General features: G+C 66.7%; 16 protein-coding genes and 2 pseudogenes. 10 read left to right on the top strand and 8 right to left on the bottom strand.

Features of this window, described 5'->3' with window-relative positions; all coding sequences use genetic code 11:
- Positions 1 to 139 precede the first annotated feature (139 nt).
- The gene (locus KDD17_RS13005; protein WP_212704048.1) at positions 140 to 598 is read left to right on the top strand and encodes an Lrp/AsnC family transcriptional regulator; all 459 of its coding nucleotides are present in this window, start codon (positions 140 to 142) and stop codon (positions 596 to 598) included.
- Between the two features lie 174 nt (positions 599 to 772).
- Positions 773 to 1,222 carry a hypothetical protein gene (locus KDD17_RS13000; RefSeq protein ID WP_212704047.1) on the top strand — a complete coding sequence of 150 codons (450 nt, stop codon included), beginning with the start codon at positions 773 to 775 and terminating at the stop codon, positions 1,220 to 1,222.
- A gap of 65 nt (positions 1,223 to 1,287) precedes the next feature.
- Here the strand turns inward: KDD17_RS13000 and rpsU are convergent, their stop codons facing one another.
- The gene (rpsU, locus tag KDD17_RS12995; RefSeq protein WP_007118112.1) at positions 1,288 to 1,494 is read right to left on the bottom strand and encodes a 30S ribosomal protein S21; all 207 of its coding nucleotides are present in this window, start codon (positions 1,492 to 1,494) and stop codon (positions 1,288 to 1,290) included.
- A gap of 157 nt (positions 1,495 to 1,651) precedes the next feature.
- Between rpsU and KDD17_RS12990 the strand changes: the two genes are divergently transcribed.
- On the top strand, positions 1,652 to 2,293 hold the full coding sequence (locus KDD17_RS12990; RefSeq protein ID WP_212704046.1) for a COQ9 family protein: 642 nt from the start codon (positions 1,652 to 1,654) through the stop codon (positions 2,291 to 2,293).
- Here KDD17_RS12990 and KDD17_RS12985 read toward each other — a convergent pair.
- The gene (locus KDD17_RS12985; RefSeq protein WP_212704045.1) at positions 2,290 to 2,643 is read right to left on the bottom strand and encodes a hypothetical protein; all 354 of its coding nucleotides are present in this window, start codon (positions 2,641 to 2,643) and stop codon (positions 2,290 to 2,292) included. The two genes, KDD17_RS12990 and KDD17_RS12985, sit on opposite strands and share 4 nt — an antisense overlap.
- Before the next feature lie 104 nt (positions 2,644 to 2,747).
- Between KDD17_RS12985 and KDD17_RS12980 the strand changes: the two genes are divergently transcribed.
- From KDD17_RS12980 to KDD17_RS12970, 3 genes and pseudogenes are all read left to right on the top strand, one after another.
- Complete coding sequence (locus KDD17_RS12980) at positions 2,748 to 3,464, top strand: energy-coupling factor ABC transporter ATP-binding protein (protein ID WP_212704044.1); 717 nt, start codon at positions 2,748 to 2,750, stop codon at positions 3,462 to 3,464.
- On the top strand, positions 3,439 to 4,038 hold the full coding sequence (locus KDD17_RS12975) for an energy-coupling factor transporter transmembrane component T family protein (protein ID WP_212704043.1): 600 nt from the start codon (positions 3,439 to 3,441) through the stop codon (positions 4,036 to 4,038). Before KDD17_RS12980 ends, KDD17_RS12975 begins: the two co-directional genes overlap by 26 nt.
- Positions 4,039 to 4,055: 17 nt before the next feature.
- Positions 4,056 to 4,600, top strand: a pseudogene (locus KDD17_RS12970) (biotin transporter BioY).
- Here KDD17_RS12970 and KDD17_RS12965 read toward each other — a convergent pair.
- Genes KDD17_RS12965 through KDD17_RS19160 form a run of 3 tightly spaced genes read right to left on the bottom strand, consistent with a single transcriptional unit; the run spans position 4,589 to position 6,782 of the window.
- On the bottom strand, positions 4,589 to 5,668 hold the full coding sequence (locus tag KDD17_RS12965; RefSeq protein WP_212704042.1) for a thiolase family protein: 1,080 nt from the start codon (positions 5,666 to 5,668) through the stop codon (positions 4,589 to 4,591). The pseudogene KDD17_RS12970 and the gene KDD17_RS12965 sit on opposite strands and share 12 nt — an antisense overlap.
- A complete protein-coding gene (locus KDD17_RS19165; RefSeq protein WP_348541459.1) occupies positions 5,665 to 6,009 on the bottom strand; it encodes a class I adenylate-forming enzyme family protein in 345 nt (114 codons plus the stop codon). Before KDD17_RS19165 ends, KDD17_RS12965 begins: the two co-directional genes overlap by 4 nt.
- 2 nt (positions 6,010 to 6,011) lie before the next feature.
- Entirely contained in the window at positions 6,012 to 6,782 is a 771-nt protein-coding gene (locus KDD17_RS19160) for an acyl-CoA synthetase family protein (RefSeq protein WP_348541458.1), read from the bottom strand.
- A 106-nt stretch (positions 6,783 to 6,888) separates the two neighbouring features.
- On the opposite strand from KDD17_RS19160, the pseudogene KDD17_RS12955 reads away from it, so the two are divergent.
- Positions 6,889 to 7,874, top strand: a pseudogene (locus KDD17_RS12955) (NAD(P)H-quinone oxidoreductase).
- Positions 7,875 to 7,900: 26 nt separating this feature from the next.
- Here KDD17_RS12955 and KDD17_RS12950 read toward each other — a convergent pair.
- Positions 7,901 to 8,539, bottom strand: coding sequence for a ribonuclease T2 family protein (locus KDD17_RS12950; RefSeq protein WP_212704040.1), 639 nt, complete (start codon positions 8,537 to 8,539; stop codon positions 7,901 to 7,903).
- 131 nt (positions 8,540 to 8,670) lie between these two features.
- Here KDD17_RS12950 and KDD17_RS12945 point away from each other — a divergent pair, with 131 nt between their 5' ends.
- From KDD17_RS12945 to KDD17_RS12935, 3 genes are all read left to right on the top strand, one after another.
- Positions 8,671 to 9,435 (top strand): DUF1013 domain-containing protein, encoded by a 765-nt coding sequence (locus tag KDD17_RS12945; protein ID WP_212704039.1) that lies wholly within the window; start codon positions 8,671 to 8,673, stop codon positions 9,433 to 9,435.
- Positions 9,436 to 9,447: 12 nt separating this feature from the next.
- Positions 9,448 to 10,542, top strand: a complete 1,095-nt coding sequence (locus tag KDD17_RS12940; protein ID WP_212704038.1) for an endonuclease/exonuclease/phosphatase family protein — start codon at positions 9,448 to 9,450, stop codon at positions 10,540 to 10,542.
- A gap of 244 nt (positions 10,543 to 10,786) precedes the next feature.
- Positions 10,787 to 11,965, top strand: coding sequence for a type III PLP-dependent enzyme (locus tag KDD17_RS12935; RefSeq protein ID WP_212704037.1), 1,179 nt, complete (start codon positions 10,787 to 10,789; stop codon positions 11,963 to 11,965).
- Between the two features lie 129 nt (positions 11,966 to 12,094).
- On the opposite strand, the gene recR is transcribed toward KDD17_RS12935, so the two are convergent.
- On the bottom strand, positions 12,095 to 12,688 hold the full coding sequence (gene recR, locus KDD17_RS12930) for a recombination mediator RecR (protein ID WP_212704036.1): 594 nt from the start codon (positions 12,686 to 12,688) through the stop codon (positions 12,095 to 12,097).
- A 110-nt stretch (positions 12,689 to 12,798) separates the two neighbouring features.
- Positions 12,799 to 13,143 (bottom strand): YbaB/EbfC family nucleoid-associated protein, encoded by a 345-nt coding sequence (locus KDD17_RS12925; protein WP_212704035.1) that lies wholly within the window; start codon positions 13,141 to 13,143, stop codon positions 12,799 to 12,801.
- Positions 13,144 to 13,147: the final 4 nt, after the last annotated feature.

The following is a 13,147-nucleotide window of genomic DNA, read 5'->3' as shown; positions in this document are numbered from 1 at the left end:
GTCATTCTCCGAAGCGGGGTGGTTTTCGCAACGCTAACCCGGCCAGCGCAGAATTTTCAGGCGGAAAGTGACGATAAAGATCGCCGCCATTGAAAGAATCTGCGATCAAGGCGCATAATCATGAAAGGAAATTGCGCAAATGTCCCTTGATGCGATTGATCGACGACTGTTGGGCGCCTTGCAACGCACGGGTCGTGTGTCCAACGCGGATCTGGCAGAAAGCGTGGGCCTGTCGCCCTCGGCCTGTCACCGGCGGGTGCAGCGGCTGGAGCAGGAAGGGTATATCCGGGGATACGTCGCGCTGCTGGATCCGCGCAAACTGGCCAAGCCGACGACCGTCTTTGTCGAGATCACGCTGCAGGGGCAGGCGGACGAGGTGCTGGAGGCCTTTGAGCGGGCGGTCGCGCGGATCCCGGATGTGCTGGAGTGTCATCTGATGGCGGGGCAGGCGGATTATCTGCTTAAGGTGGTCGCCGCAGGCACGGAAGATTTTGCGCGCATCCATCGGCGCCATCTGGCGCGCTTGCCCGGCGTCGGCCAGATGCAATCAAGCTTTGCGCTCAGAACGGTCTTTGAATCGACAGCGCTGCCCCTCTAGGGTGAATCCATGGCAAAAATTCTGCAATCCCGGGGCGCCGGTGTGGTCGGGGTGGGGTGATTTCGGGGCCATCCGGCCTGCGCCCTTGCGTGGCTTGGCAGGGTGGTTAGGTCTTTGATACGCGGCCCGTCTGCTTGGGCCTGCCCTGTAATGCTTGAAGATTGAGAGCCTGTTATGCCGAAGAAAGAAATGGCAGCCGACATTGCTGCCAACCTTATGACCCGAACCCGCGACGCGCTGATGGCGCGGGATTTTGATGCCTTTATCGCGTGTTTCCATCTGCCCGTGACGGTCGAAACCGTCGATGGCAGGCAGGAAGTACGCAACCGCGCCGAGGCTCGCACCGTGTTCGATGGGCTGGTCTCCGCATTCGATGCGCAAAACCTGACGTGGAGCGACCGGCGGCTGGCCCAAACGGATGTGATCAGCGACGCGCGGATTGAGTTCGTCTACCTCGCGCAGAATTTTCGCGGTCGCGACCCGGTGGGGGAGCGGTATCCGAATTTCTGCCAGACCCGCCGGATCGGAGAGGAGTGGCGCATCACCTATTCGATGCACGCCGTGCCGGTCGCTTTCAAACATCGCGATGCGCTGCTCGGCGCGGGCACGCCCCTTCCGGCATAAAAAAATCCCCCGCAGTGCGGATGCGCTGCGGGGGATAAATTCTGATACACGTGTGGGGGAGTGACTTACATCATCCCTTCGCGCTGTGCTTTCTTGCGTGCCAGTTTACGGGCACGGCGGATCGCTTCGGCTTTCTCGCGTGCTTTCTTTTCGGACGGTTTCTCGAAATGTTGCTTGAGCTTCATTTCACGAAACACACCCTCGCGCTGAAGTTTTTTCTTCAGGGCGCGCAGCGCTTGATCGACGTTGTTATCGCGAACACTAACCTGCATGTGGTTTTCACCACCTTTCTAAGTTGAGTTGCAAGGATTTGCAGGAAGTGGCCGTCTAGCAAAGATATGCTATGTTGTCCAGTATCCTGCAGCTTTCACGGAGAAAACGCATGACGGACGCCCCCGTTCCCCAAAAGACCGCCTGCTTGAGGCCGCGATGATGCATGTGCCCTTTGACGGGTGGACGCAGGTGACGTTCGATGCGGCGGTGGCTGATTCGGGTGTGGATGCGACCGTCGCCACCGCCGTCTGCCCGCGCGGGGCGGTCGATCTGGCGGTGCATTACCACCGCAAAGGCGATGCCGCGATGCTGGACCGGTTGGCCGACGCGGATTTGAGCGAGATGCGGTTTCGCGACCGCGTCGCCGCCGCCGTGCGCTTCCGGCTGGAGGCGGTCGACGACAAAGAGGCCGTGCGGCGCGGCACCACGCTGTTTGCGCTACCGATGTATGCGGCGGATGGGGCCAAGCTGATCTGGGGCACGGCGGACGCGATTTGGGACGCGCTGGGCGATACGGCGGACGACGTGAACTGGTACACCAAGCGCGCGACGCTGAGCGGGGTGTATTCGGCGACCGTGCTGTATTGGTTGGGCGATCAAAGTGAGGATCACGCGGAGACCTGGGCCTTTCTGGATCGGCGCATCGACGGGGTGATGCAGATCGAAAAGCTCAAGGCGCGGGTGAACGAGAACCCGGTGCTGGGCAAGCTGATGGCGGGGCCGAACTGGCTGGCCAAGCAGATCAAACCACCGCAGAAGATGACGCGCGGCGGGATGCCGGGCAGCTGGCGGACCTAGGCGCGCATCGCCAGCGTGGCGAGTGTTATGCTATGCACCACGACCACGACGAGGTTCGTAATCACTACTGGATTGTCGATCCCCACGGCAAAGGCGGTCGCCGTCTTGTAGAGGATCTGCATCGGGAAGAGAACGAGTCCGATCGTGAGCGCCATGCCGTAGTGCCCCATACCGGCAAGGATGAGTGCGACAACGCTGGTCAGCAGGATTGCCAGATAGACACACATCAGGATGCGCCGGGCGGGGGTGTCGGGGCCGAAGGCTTCTGCCGTGCCGGGCGCGTCGCGCCACAGCGCGGGGACCACGGCGATCAGGATCAGCACATTGAGGGCGTGGGAGACAATAACCATGCCCTCGAAATAGCCGCGCAGGGTGCTGCGTCCAGTTAGGCTTTGCCGCCGGGGCAGGGGGCTGGTATGCGCGGCCCATCCCGACGACGTGAGCCCGCCGCCCCGTGCCAGACCCTTTGATCGATCTTGATGCCGTGCGTGTGTCCCGCGAGGGGCGCGTGACGCTCGACGACGTGAGCCTGCGCAGCGACGCGCGGCGCATCGGCGTGCTGGGGCGTAACGGATCAGGCAAGACCACGCTGGCGCGGGTGATCGCCGGGCTGCAGGAGGTCGAGGACGGCCGCGTGCGCATCGCCGGTATCGATGTGGCCCGCGACAGGCGCGGCGCGCTGGGCGCCGTTGGCATCCTGTTTCAGAACCCCGACAGCCAGATCATTTTTCCCGCCGTGGGCGAAGAGCTGGCCTTTGGCCTGACGCAGCTGGGCGCGGGCGATGTGCCGAACCGGGTGGCGGAGATCCTTGCGCAATTTGGCCGCAGCGATTGGCACGATGCGGCGATCCACCGCCTGTCGCAGGGGCAAAAGCAGTTGGTGTGCCTGATGGCGGTGCTGGCGATGGCGCCACGGGTGATCGTGCTGGACGAACCCTTTGCCGGGCTCGACATCCCCACGGCGATGCACCTGCGCCGGGTGCTGGAGGGGATCGACGCCACGCTGGTGCAGATCACCCATGATCCGGCGAGCGTTGCTGATTACGAGGCGCTGATCTGGCTCGACGGGGGGCGGGTACAGGCGCAGGGCGGCGCCGAGGTGGCGCGCGCCTACGCGGAGCGGATGGCGCAGATCGGGGCGGGCGATGATCTCACTCACCTCTCCGGTTAGAACGCGGGCGCACGACTGGCCTGCGGGGGCCAAGCTGTTGGCGCTGTGTGTGGCGACGATTGCGTTGTTTGCGGTGAAGGACCCTTGGGTGCTGGCACTGGCGGCGGCGGGGGTGGCGGCGCTGTATGCTGTGCCGGGGCGTGTGTTTCTGCGCCACGGGGCCGCGCGGCTGCGCCCGCTGTGGCCGTTCGTGGCGCTGGTGCTGGCGTGGCACGGGCTGACCGGCGATCTGCCCGGCGGGCTGGCGATTGTGCTGCGCATGGGGGCGGCGGTGGCGCTGGCCAATCTGGTGACGATGACCACCTCGCTGACCGAGATGCGGGCGCTGCTGGCGCGCGGGCTGGCGCCGCTGGCGCGCCTTGGCGTCAACACGCGTGCGGTAGAGCTTGCGGTCGTGATGGTGATCCGCTTTACCCCCGTCATGGCGCAGCACGGAGCGACGTTGGCCGAAGGCTGGCGCGCGCGGTCGCGCCGCCGACCGGGCTGGCGGATCATCGTGCCGCTGATGGTGCGGGCGCTGGACGATGCCGATGATGTGGCCGAGGCGCTGCGCGCGCGCGGTGGCGCGGACTGAAGAAGATAGGACTGATCATGGAACGGACCCTCACACAGATTGCCCTTTTTGCGGCGCTGATCGCAGCGTTGGGGCTAATCCCGCAGCTGACGCTGGCCTTTGGCGTGCCGATCACGGCGCAGAGCCTTGGGGTGATGCTGTGCGGCACGGTTCTGGGCGCGCGGCGGGGGGGCTATGCGGCGCTGTTGTTCGTGGGGCTCGTGGCGGCGGGCCTGCCGTTGCTCGCAGGCGGGCGCGGGGGGCTGGGGCTGTTTACCTCGCCGACCGTCGGGTTCCTTGTGGGCTTTCCGGTGGCGGCGTTTGTCACCGGCTGGGTGACGGAGCGGCTGTCGGGCATGGCTGTCGGCTGGGCCGCGGGGATCGGTGCGGTCGTGGGGGGATCATCGTGCTGTATGCGCTGGGGATCACCGGGCTGTCGATCGTGCTGGAGCGGAGCTGGGTCGAGGCCGCGCTGCTGGTCACGGCGTTTTTGCCCGGCGACGCGATCAAGGCGGTCCTGGCGGGGGTGATTACCGCCGCGCTTTACCGCGCGCGACCGCTGAGCGTGCCGTCACGCGCGTAGGATCAGCGACGTCGCGATGCCGCCCGCCGCCGCGATGGTGGCAAGACCGGTCTGCCCCGGCGCCAGATCGTGAAACAGCCGCACGGCATTGATCGCCCCCGAGGCGCCGATGGGATGCCCGCGTGCGAGCGCCCCGCCGTGGCGGTTCACCCCTGCGGGATCAAGGCCCAGACCCTGCACGCAGGCGATGGCCTGCACGGCGTAGGCCTCCATCACCTCGGCGATGTCGATGTCGGTGATGCGCAGGGTGCAGGCGGTCAGGGCCGCGCGGGTGGCGGCGATGGGCGCAAGACCGGGCAGCATCGGCGTATCGCCCCTGCTCGCACCGCCAAGGATGCGGGGCGCTTGCGGGGCCAGATCTTCGGCCACGACCACGCAAAAGGCGGCGGCATCGGCGGCAACGGCGGTGTTGGCGGCGGTGATGCTGCCGGTCAGGACGGGGGCGCGCGCGGCGGTGCGCTGGCTGAGTGCGCGGGTGAAGGGATCGCGGTCGAGACCGGCCAGCGGCACGATCTCGGCGCGCGGCAGGGTCGCGGCGGTTGCGTGGCTGTGCACGGCCCAGGCGTCCTGTGCGGCGCGGTCGATCATTGCGTGCCGTGCGAGCGCCTCGGCGGCCTCGGTCATGTCGGGATCGCGGTCGGGCCAGGGGGTGAACGGGGGTTGGTCGTAGGGCACGGGCGGGCTGTCGTCGGCAAAAGTGCGCAACCGCTGGGGACGGCGGGAATAGCTTTCAACACCGCCCGCCACGACCACCCGCGCGTCGCCCGCCAGCACCATTTGCCGCGCCAGCAGGAGCGCGTCCAGCCCGCCCGCGCACTGCCTGTCGATGCTGAGCCCCGCGACACGCTCCGGCAGGCCCGCAGCCAAGGCCACCAGCCGCGCCGGATTGCCGCCACCGCCGAGCGCGTTGGACACGATCACCTCATCCACATCCCCCGGCGCGAGCCCCGCGTCGGCGAGGGCGGCCCGCAGCACCGGCGCGCCCAGCTGGTCGAGCGACAGCGCGGCAAAGGCACCGCCGCGCGGGGCCACCGCCGTGCGGCGGGCGGAGGCGAGGCGCGCGGTCATGGCGCCTCAAGCGCGGCGAGGTCGGGTTTGCCCGAGGGGCGCAGCGGGAAATCGGGGTGGAAGGTGACGGCGGCGCGCAGACCGAACGCGTGCGCGCAGGCATCCGCGAGCGTGGCGCCGAGGGTGGCATCGGGCGGACCGCTGACAACCACCGAGGCCCGTGCGCCGCGCAGCGGATCGGGACGGGCGATCACGGCAAGGTGGCGCGGGTGGGCCAGCGGCGCGAGCGTGTCGGTGACCGCATCGAGGAAGATGTTGCGATCGGCCACGGTAATCATCCGCCCCGCGCGGCCCTGCAGATAGAGGTTGCCGTCGGCGTCCTGCCAGCCGCGCTCGCCCAAAGTCAGCCAATCGCCGTCCCGGCGGGTGTGCGGGCTGCCCGCGCCGAGATAGCCGTTAAAGGCATAGGGGCTGCGGGTGGCGATGGTGCCATCGGTGAGGCGAATCTTGACCCCCGGATAGGGCTTGCCGACGGAGCCGTCGGGGGTGTCGGCGTCGGTGAGGGTGATAAAGCTGGTCTCTGCCGCGCCGTAGAACACGTGGATCGCGGCATTGGGAAAGAGCGTGCGGGCGGCGGCGCGGGTGGGGGCGTCAAGCGTGCCGCCCCGCACAACAGCAGGCGCAGGCGCGGGCAGGGCGGTGCGTCGCCCAGCAGGCGCAGCTGCGTGGGCGTGGCATAGAGCACGCTGGCCCGCGCCAGATCCGCATGGGCGCGCCCGCTGAGCGGCAGCAGCGCAGCACCAAGGTTCAGCGCCTCGACCGCCGCGTAAAGCGCCAGCGAGTGATCCAGCGTGCCGAGAATGGCGACGGTATCGGCAGGGCCAAGGTCAAAGATCTCGGCGTGCACGGCAAAACTGGCGGTCCAGCTGGCGTCGCGGCGCAGAATGACTTTGGGCGCGGCGGAGGTACCGCCGGTGAGGGTGGCGAACTGCCCGTCGGCCAGCGTCTCAAGGCCCGGCGGGGCGGTGGGGGCGACGCAAAACGGCGAGCGGGCCTCCAGCGCGCCCATCAACTGCGCCAGGGCGGCGGGCGTCGGCGTCGCCGGGATGTGGCGTGGACCGGGCCGGGGCGTGATGCCGGGCACGCGGGCCTGAGGATGCAGGGTGAAGCGCATGGCGACCGCTTTAACAGGTCGGGCAAAGCGGGGCCAGATCCGGGGTCTCGCGCATCGCCTTCCGCTGGCCTATGCTGGCGCAAACCGAATGCAAAGGACCGCCCCCATGACCCAGACGATGCGCGCCGTTGAAATTTCCGCCCCCGGTGGCCCCGATGTGCTGCAGGTGACCGAACGCCCGGTGCCGCAGCCCGCGCCGGGACAGGTGGTGATCAAGGTGGCCTATGCCGGCGTCAACCGCCCCGACGCGTTGCAGCGCGCGGGCGCCTACAACCCGCCCCCGGTGCGAGCGATCTGCCCGGACTGGAAGCGGCGGGCGAGGTGGTGGCAATTGGCGCGGGCGTGGCCGGGCTGGCGCTGGGCGATGAGGTCTGCGCGCTGCTGCCCGGCGGCGGCTACGCCGAATACGTGGCCACGCCCGCCGCCCACTGCCTTCCCGTCCCGGCGGGCATGGGTTTGAAAGAGGCGGCCTGCCTGCCGGAGACGTTCTTTACCGTGTGGTCAAACGTGTTCATGCGTGGGCGATTGCAGGCTGGGGAGCGGTTCCTCGTGCACGGAGGATCCAGCGGGATCGGCACGACGGCGATCCAGCTGGCGCACGCCTTTGGCGCACGGGTGTTCGCGACCGCAGGATCGGCAGAGAAATGCGCGGCCTGCACCAATCTGGGCGCGGCACGGGCGATCAACTACCGCGAGGAGGATTTTGTCGCGGTGATGAAAGAGGCGGGCGGCGCCGATCTGATTCTCGACATGGTTGGCGGCGACTATATTGCCCGCAACCTCAAGGCGCTGGATCTGGACGGGCGGCTGGTGCAGATCGCGTTTCTGGGCGGGCCAAAGGCCGAAATCAACTTTGCCCCGCTGATGACGCGGCGGCTGACGATCACCGGCTCGACCCTGCGCCCGCAGTCCGATCAGGCCAAAGCCGCCATTGCAACCGAGCTGCGCGAGGCGGTCTGGCCGCTGCTGGCCTCGGGACGGGTGGCGCCGGTGATGGACAGCGAATTCGCGCTGGCGGACGCCAAGGACGCGCACGCCCGCATGGAAAGCAGCGGGCACATCGGGAAGATCGTGCTGAACGTCGGCGGTTAGCGCGCGACGATGCGCCGGGCTGGACCCTACCGCATCGGCGTGAACAGCGCCCCGTCGAGCGTGCAGTCGCGGATCACATCGGCGCCGCAGGGCACGGGCTCAAGGTCGAGCGACAGGCAGATGCGGGCCTCCTGGATATAGCCCTGGCGGCAGGTGATCGTCACGCTGTCGGCGGTGAAATCGGGATTGGCCTCGAGGAACGCTTCCTCGACCACGCGGGCGGGCAGGCGCAGGGTTTCGTCGATCTGGCGAAAGATCGGTGGGCGGGTGACGCGGGCGTAGGCCGCGCGCGACAGGGCGTAGTAGTCGGCGGCCTCAAGATCGGTGCAGGTGCCGTGTTTCTTCCACTGATGCCACGCCAGCCCCGACGTTCCCATGATATCGCTCATCTGCGCGGTCATCCCGCGCGAAGGCGCGCGTTTGGCCGTCTGGCAGTACGACGGGTAGCCGCGGTGGAACTGCGGCCACAGCCCGTGCAGGATCCAGCCGTGATCCTCAGACGCGTCGCACTGCGGGGAATTGCGCGCATCCCCTTCCAGCGCGCACCAGTTTGCCGACCAGCTGAGTGCCATGACGAAATAGTCGAATTCGCCCGCGCGCTCGCCCTCGGCGTGGGCGGCGGGGGTGGCGAGGATCAGGGCAAAAAGGGCGGCAAGGCGGCGCATGAAGGGGTCTTTCCTTATCTCGGACGGCTCGTTATATACTGCACAAGTTCCCCCCAAATGGAAACGGTTCCGGCCCCCGGGACAGCCTGTTTCAGGCGACGGGGAAGCCTTGCCTAGAATGGAGAGATCACATGGCCAAACTGCTGCACCCCAAGGCCACCGCCGTCTGGCTGGTGGACAACACCACGCTGAGCTTCAAGCAGATCGCGGATTTCACCGACATGCACGAGCTGGAAATTCAGGGCATCGCCGACGGTGACGTGGCGATGGGTGTGAAGGGATTTGATCCGATTGCCAACAACCAGCTGGAGCAGGCGCAGATCGATGCCGCAGAGGCCGATCCGATGGTCAAGCTGAAGGTCAAGCCGAACAAGGCCGCCGAGGGCGAGGATACCCGGCGCGGGCCACGCTATACCCCGCTGAGCAAACGTCAGGACCGGCCCGCGTCGATCCTGTGGCTGGTGAAATTCCACCCCGAGCTGGCGGATGCGCAGATCAGCAAGCTGGTCGGCACGACCAAGCCGACGATTCAGGCGATCCGCGAGCGCACGCATTGGAACATCTCGAACATCCAGCCGATCGATCCCGTGGCCCTTGGCCTGTGCAAACAGTCTGAACTGGACGCCGCCGTGCAAAAGGCCGCCGCCAAGAAGGCCGCCGCAGGCGAGGTGATGACAGACGACGAGCGCCGCAAGCTGGTCAGCACCGAGCAAAGCCTCGGCATGGATCCCGAACCCAAGATCCCCAGCCAGATCGAAGGGCTGGAGACGTTCACACTGTCCGGTGAAGACAGCGATGACGAGGACGAGAAGAGCGACAGCGACTACGCCGACGCGGAGAGCTTTTTCAAGCAGCCCGCAGGCGGCGGGGACGACGACGACTCCTCCCGCGACTAAGCGCGCGGCGGCGTGATCGTGGAGTGGATCCTGCGCGGGCTGGCGGTGCTTACGGCAACCGTCAGCCTGCTGCCCTTGATCAAGGTGCCCCATGGCGCGATCCGCGGGCTTGCCTTCCCGCGCCAGCAGATTTTCTGGCTGTGTCTGTTCTTGCTTGTGGCGGCGCTCTGGGCGGGGGCGCCGGTGTGGGTGACTGCCGTCTTCGGCGGCTGCATGTGCCTTCAGTCAATCTATATCGCCAAGTTCACACCGCTTTGGCGCCGCCAGTCGGTGCGCGCGGACGACGCGCTGCAGGCCGACAACCGGCGCCACATCAGCGTGCTGACAGCCAATGTGAAGATGTCCAATCGCGATTACCCCCGGCTCATTCATCTGACGCAGAGGGTTTCGCCCGACCTGCTGATCGCGATCGAGACGGATCAGCCGTGGTGCGCGGCGCTGAGCGAGGCGCTGGCCGATGATTACCCCCACCGGATCGATCTGCCACAGGACAACGGCTATGGCATGCAGGTGTTTTCGCGTCTGACGCTGGGCGAGGTCGAGACGCGCTGCCTGCTGACCGACGGTGTGCCGTCGATTCGCTGCACGGTGACGCTGCGGTCGGGCGCGCTGGTCCGGCTCTACGTGCTGCACCCCGAGCCGCCGGTGGCCTTCCATGACACCAAGGGTCGCGACGGAGAGATCGCGCTGACGGGTATGCAGGTGGCGCAGGACCCGCTGCCTTGTATCGTCACGGGGGATTTGAACGATGTGGCCTGGTCGACGACGACGCGGCGGTTCCAGCGCCTGTCGGGTCTGGCCGATCCGCGTGTGGGGCGCGGATTCTACAACACGTTCAACGCGTTTCATTGGTGGGCGCGCTGGCCGCTGGATCATCTGTTTCACGATCCGCTGTTCCAGCTGCTGACCATGCAACGCCTGCCCAAGATCGGATCGGACCACTTTCCGCTGCTGTTCGCGCTGGCGCTGGGCCACGCGCCGCAGCGGGTCGATCAGCTGGAAGAAGCTTGCCCCGATGAGACAGCGGAAGCCGTCGAGATGATCCGCGAGGAGCGCGACCGTGACCGCCGGCCCATCGGGGACGACTGGGAAGAGAAAGCCGAGTGAGTGGCTGTGCTTTTTCGGACGCAGTTTTTGGCCGTGGCGGAAAAATCATCAAGCGGTGAATTTCCACAACTTGCGCGGTTTTGAAAAAGGCGTAAATCGCCGATCACAGACGCCAACGCACGCGCCTCTGGCCGGTCGGCCTTTCCCTGCTCGGAAGGCCCTACTGACCCCCGCGTTTATGCAGCGACGGTAACGTCTCTTGAAACGACTTTCTGGGCAACGACGCCCATTCTGCTCTTTGGAGATGACCATGAACGCACCCCTCACCGGCGCCCTCGGCGCTGCCCGTCCCGTTTTCGCCGATGCCGCGACTGCCTATATTGCGGCCAATGATTTCGACCGTCCCACGCTGGTCGTGGATCGTGCGCGGGTTGTGCAGAACTACGACGCGCTGGCGGCCGGTCTGGGGCGTGCGTTCATCCACTACGCGGTCAAGGCGAACCCCGAGCCGCAGATCATCCGGGCGCTGGTGCGGCGTGGTTCCGGCTTTGACTGCGCATCGCGCGGGGAGATTGAGCTGTGCCTGAGCCAGGGCGCGCCGGTGGCGAAGATCTCCTTCGGTAACACCATCAAACGCGGATCGGACATCGCGTTCGCCTACGGTGTGGGCGTGCGCCTGTTTGCCGCTGACAGCGTGGGCGAGCTGGACAAGATCGCGCGCCACGCGCCGGGTGCGCGGGTGTATCTGCGGGTGATCGTCGAGAATTCACTGGCCGACTGGCCGCTGTCGCGCAAATTCGGTTGCGCGCCCTCGTCGCTGCCGGATCTGCTGGATCACGCGGTTGCGGTGGGTCTGGTGCCCTACGGCCTGTCGTTCCACGTCGGCTCGCAAACCCGCGAGGCGGCGTTCTGGAACCCGGTGCTGGACGATGTGGCGGAGCTGTGGCACGCGGCGCGCGCGGCGGGACACGATCTGCAACTGCTCAACATCGGCGGCGGGTTTCCGGCGTTCTATGGCCAGCCCGTGCAGGCGCCCCGCGCCTATGCGGCGGCGGTGATGGCGGCGATTGCCGCGCGCTTCGGCGACGTGCCGCAGGTCATGGCGGAGCCCGGTCGCGGGCTGGTGGCCGATGCCGGTCACATCGTGGCGGAAGTGATGCTGGTGAGCCGCAAGGCCGAGGACGATCTGCACCGCTGGGTGTATCTGGATATCGGTCGCTTTTCGGGGCTGGCCGAGACCGAGGGCGAGGCGATCCGCTACCGCATCACCACGCCGCACGATGGTGGCCCCACCGGCCCTTGCGTGATGGCAGGCCCCAGCTGTGACAGCGCCGACATCCTGTACGAGCGGGTGCCTGTGCAGCTGCCGCTGGCGCTGCGCGACGGTGACCGGGTCTTGATCCGCAACTGCGGAGCCTATACGAGTGCGTATAGTTCCGTGGGGTTCAACGGGTTTCCACCGCTGGATGTGGTCGTCCTCTGAGAGGGACTTGCGTCGCGGTCGGAGGGGCCGTCCGTCTGGGAGGAACGGGCGGCCCATTTTGAGTCTCGCGGCTAGCATAGGGGACCGGAATTTTTGAAAATTCCGGTCCGATTTTTTCGAAAAAATCGGCTACAGCGTCTTGCGGGCGCGCATCGCCGCGCTGATCGTGCCATCGTCGAGGTAGTCAAGCTCGCCGCCGATGGGCACGCCCTGCGCCAGCGACGTCAGGCGCACGCGTCCCTCCAGCTGGTCGGCGATGTAATGCGCCGTGGTTTGCCCGTCGATAGTGGCATTGAGGGCGAGAATGACCTCGGTCACACCCTCGCTTTCGACCCGGTTCAGCAGCTTGGGGATGCGCAATTCCTGCGGGCCGATGGCGTCCAGCGCCGAAAGCGTGCCGCCGAGCACATGATAGCGCCCCTTGAACACGCCCGAGCGTTCCATCGCCCAGAGATCGGCCACATCCTCGACCACGCAAAGCTCCCCCGTGGCGCGTTTTTCGCTGTCGCAGATGTCGCAGATGTCGGCGGTGCCGACGTTGCCGCAATTCAGACATTCGCGCGCGGTCGCCGCGACCTGCTGCATGGTGTCGGCCAGCGGGCTGAGCAGCAGCGCGCGTTTGCGGATGAGATGCAGCACCGCGCGCCGGGCCGAGCGGGGGCCGAGGCCGGGCAGTTTCGCCATCAGCTCGATCAGCGCATCGATGTCGCGGGTGCTGCTCATTGGGGTGCCTTATGGGGCGCGGCGCGCGCGCCTGAATAGAGAGGGAATGCGAACGTGCATGCAAGCATGCACTGCCTCGCACGCGCCGTCTTTTGCTGTGCAAAAGACGGCTAGAACGGCAGTTTCATGCCTGCGGGCAGGCCCAGACCTTCGGTCAGCTTGCTCATTTCTTCCTGCGCGCGGTCGCTTGCCTTGCCCTGCGCGTCCTTGATCGCGGCGAGGATCAGATCCTCGACGACTTCCTTGTCGTCGCCGTTGAAGATCGAGGGGTCGATGTCGAGGCCCTTGAGCTCGCCCTTGGCGGTGCAGGTGGCTTTTACAAGGCCCGCGCCCGCTTCGCCCTCGACCATGATGTTGTGCATCTCTTCCTGCATCTCGGCCATTTTACCCTGCATTTCCTGGGCTTTCTTCATCATCCCGGCCATATCGCCGAGCCCGCCAAGTCCTTTGAACATACCA

It is taken from the genome of Sulfitobacter albidus (assembly GCF_018200035.1).
In the GTDB taxonomy this organism is placed as follows: Bacteria; Pseudomonadota; Alphaproteobacteria; order Rhodobacterales; family Rhodobacteraceae; genus Sulfitobacter; species Sulfitobacter albidus.
This window is presented reverse-complemented; position numbering and strand designations above follow the sequence as displayed.

Bases quoted from the DNA above. Each gene is read 5' to 3' on its own strand.
- KDD17_RS19160 (WP_348541458.1), bottom strand. From the start codon at position 6,782: ATGCGCTTCACCCTGCATCCTCAGGCCCGCGTGCCCGGCATCACGCCC.
- KDD17_RS12935 (WP_212704037.1), top strand. From the start codon at position 10,787: ATGACCATGAACGCACCCCTCACCGGCGCCCTCGGCGCTGCCCGTCCC.
- KDD17_RS12945 (WP_212704039.1), top strand. From the start codon at position 8,671: ATGGCCAAACTGCTGCACCCCAAGGCCACCGCCGTCTGGCTGGTGGAC.
- KDD17_RS12990 (WP_212704046.1), top strand. From the start codon at position 1,652: ATGATGCATGTGCCCTTTGACGGGTGGACGCAGGTGACGTTCGATGCG.
- KDD17_RS12965 (WP_212704042.1), bottom strand. From the start codon at position 5,668: ATGACCGCGCGCCTCGCCTCCGCCCGCCGCACGGCGGTGGCCCCGCGC.
- recR (WP_212704036.1), bottom strand. From the start codon at position 12,688: ATGAGCAGCACCCGCGACATCGATGCGCTGATCGAGCTGATGGCGAAA.
- rpsU (WP_007118112.1), bottom strand. From the start codon at position 1,494: ATGCAGGTTAGTGTTCGCGATAACAACGTCGATCAAGCGCTGCGCGCC.
- KDD17_RS13000 (WP_212704047.1), top strand. From the start codon at position 773: ATGCCGAAGAAAGAAATGGCAGCCGACATTGCTGCCAACCTTATGACC.
- KDD17_RS12975 (WP_212704043.1), top strand. From the start codon at position 3,439: ATGATCTCACTCACCTCTCCGGTTAGAACGCGGGCGCACGACTGGCCT.
- KDD17_RS13005 (WP_212704048.1), top strand. From the start codon at position 140: ATGTCCCTTGATGCGATTGATCGACGACTGTTGGGCGCCTTGCAACGC.
- KDD17_RS12985 (WP_212704045.1), bottom strand. From the start codon at position 2,643: ATGGTTATTGTCTCCCACGCCCTCAATGTGCTGATCCTGATCGCCGTG.
- KDD17_RS12950 (WP_212704040.1), bottom strand. From the start codon at position 8,539: ATGCGCCGCCTTGCCGCCCTTTTTGCCCTGATCCTCGCCACCCCCGCC.
- KDD17_RS12925 (WP_212704035.1), bottom strand. From the start codon at position 13,143: ATGTTCAAAGGACTTGGCGGGCTCGGCGATATGGCCGGGATGATGAAG.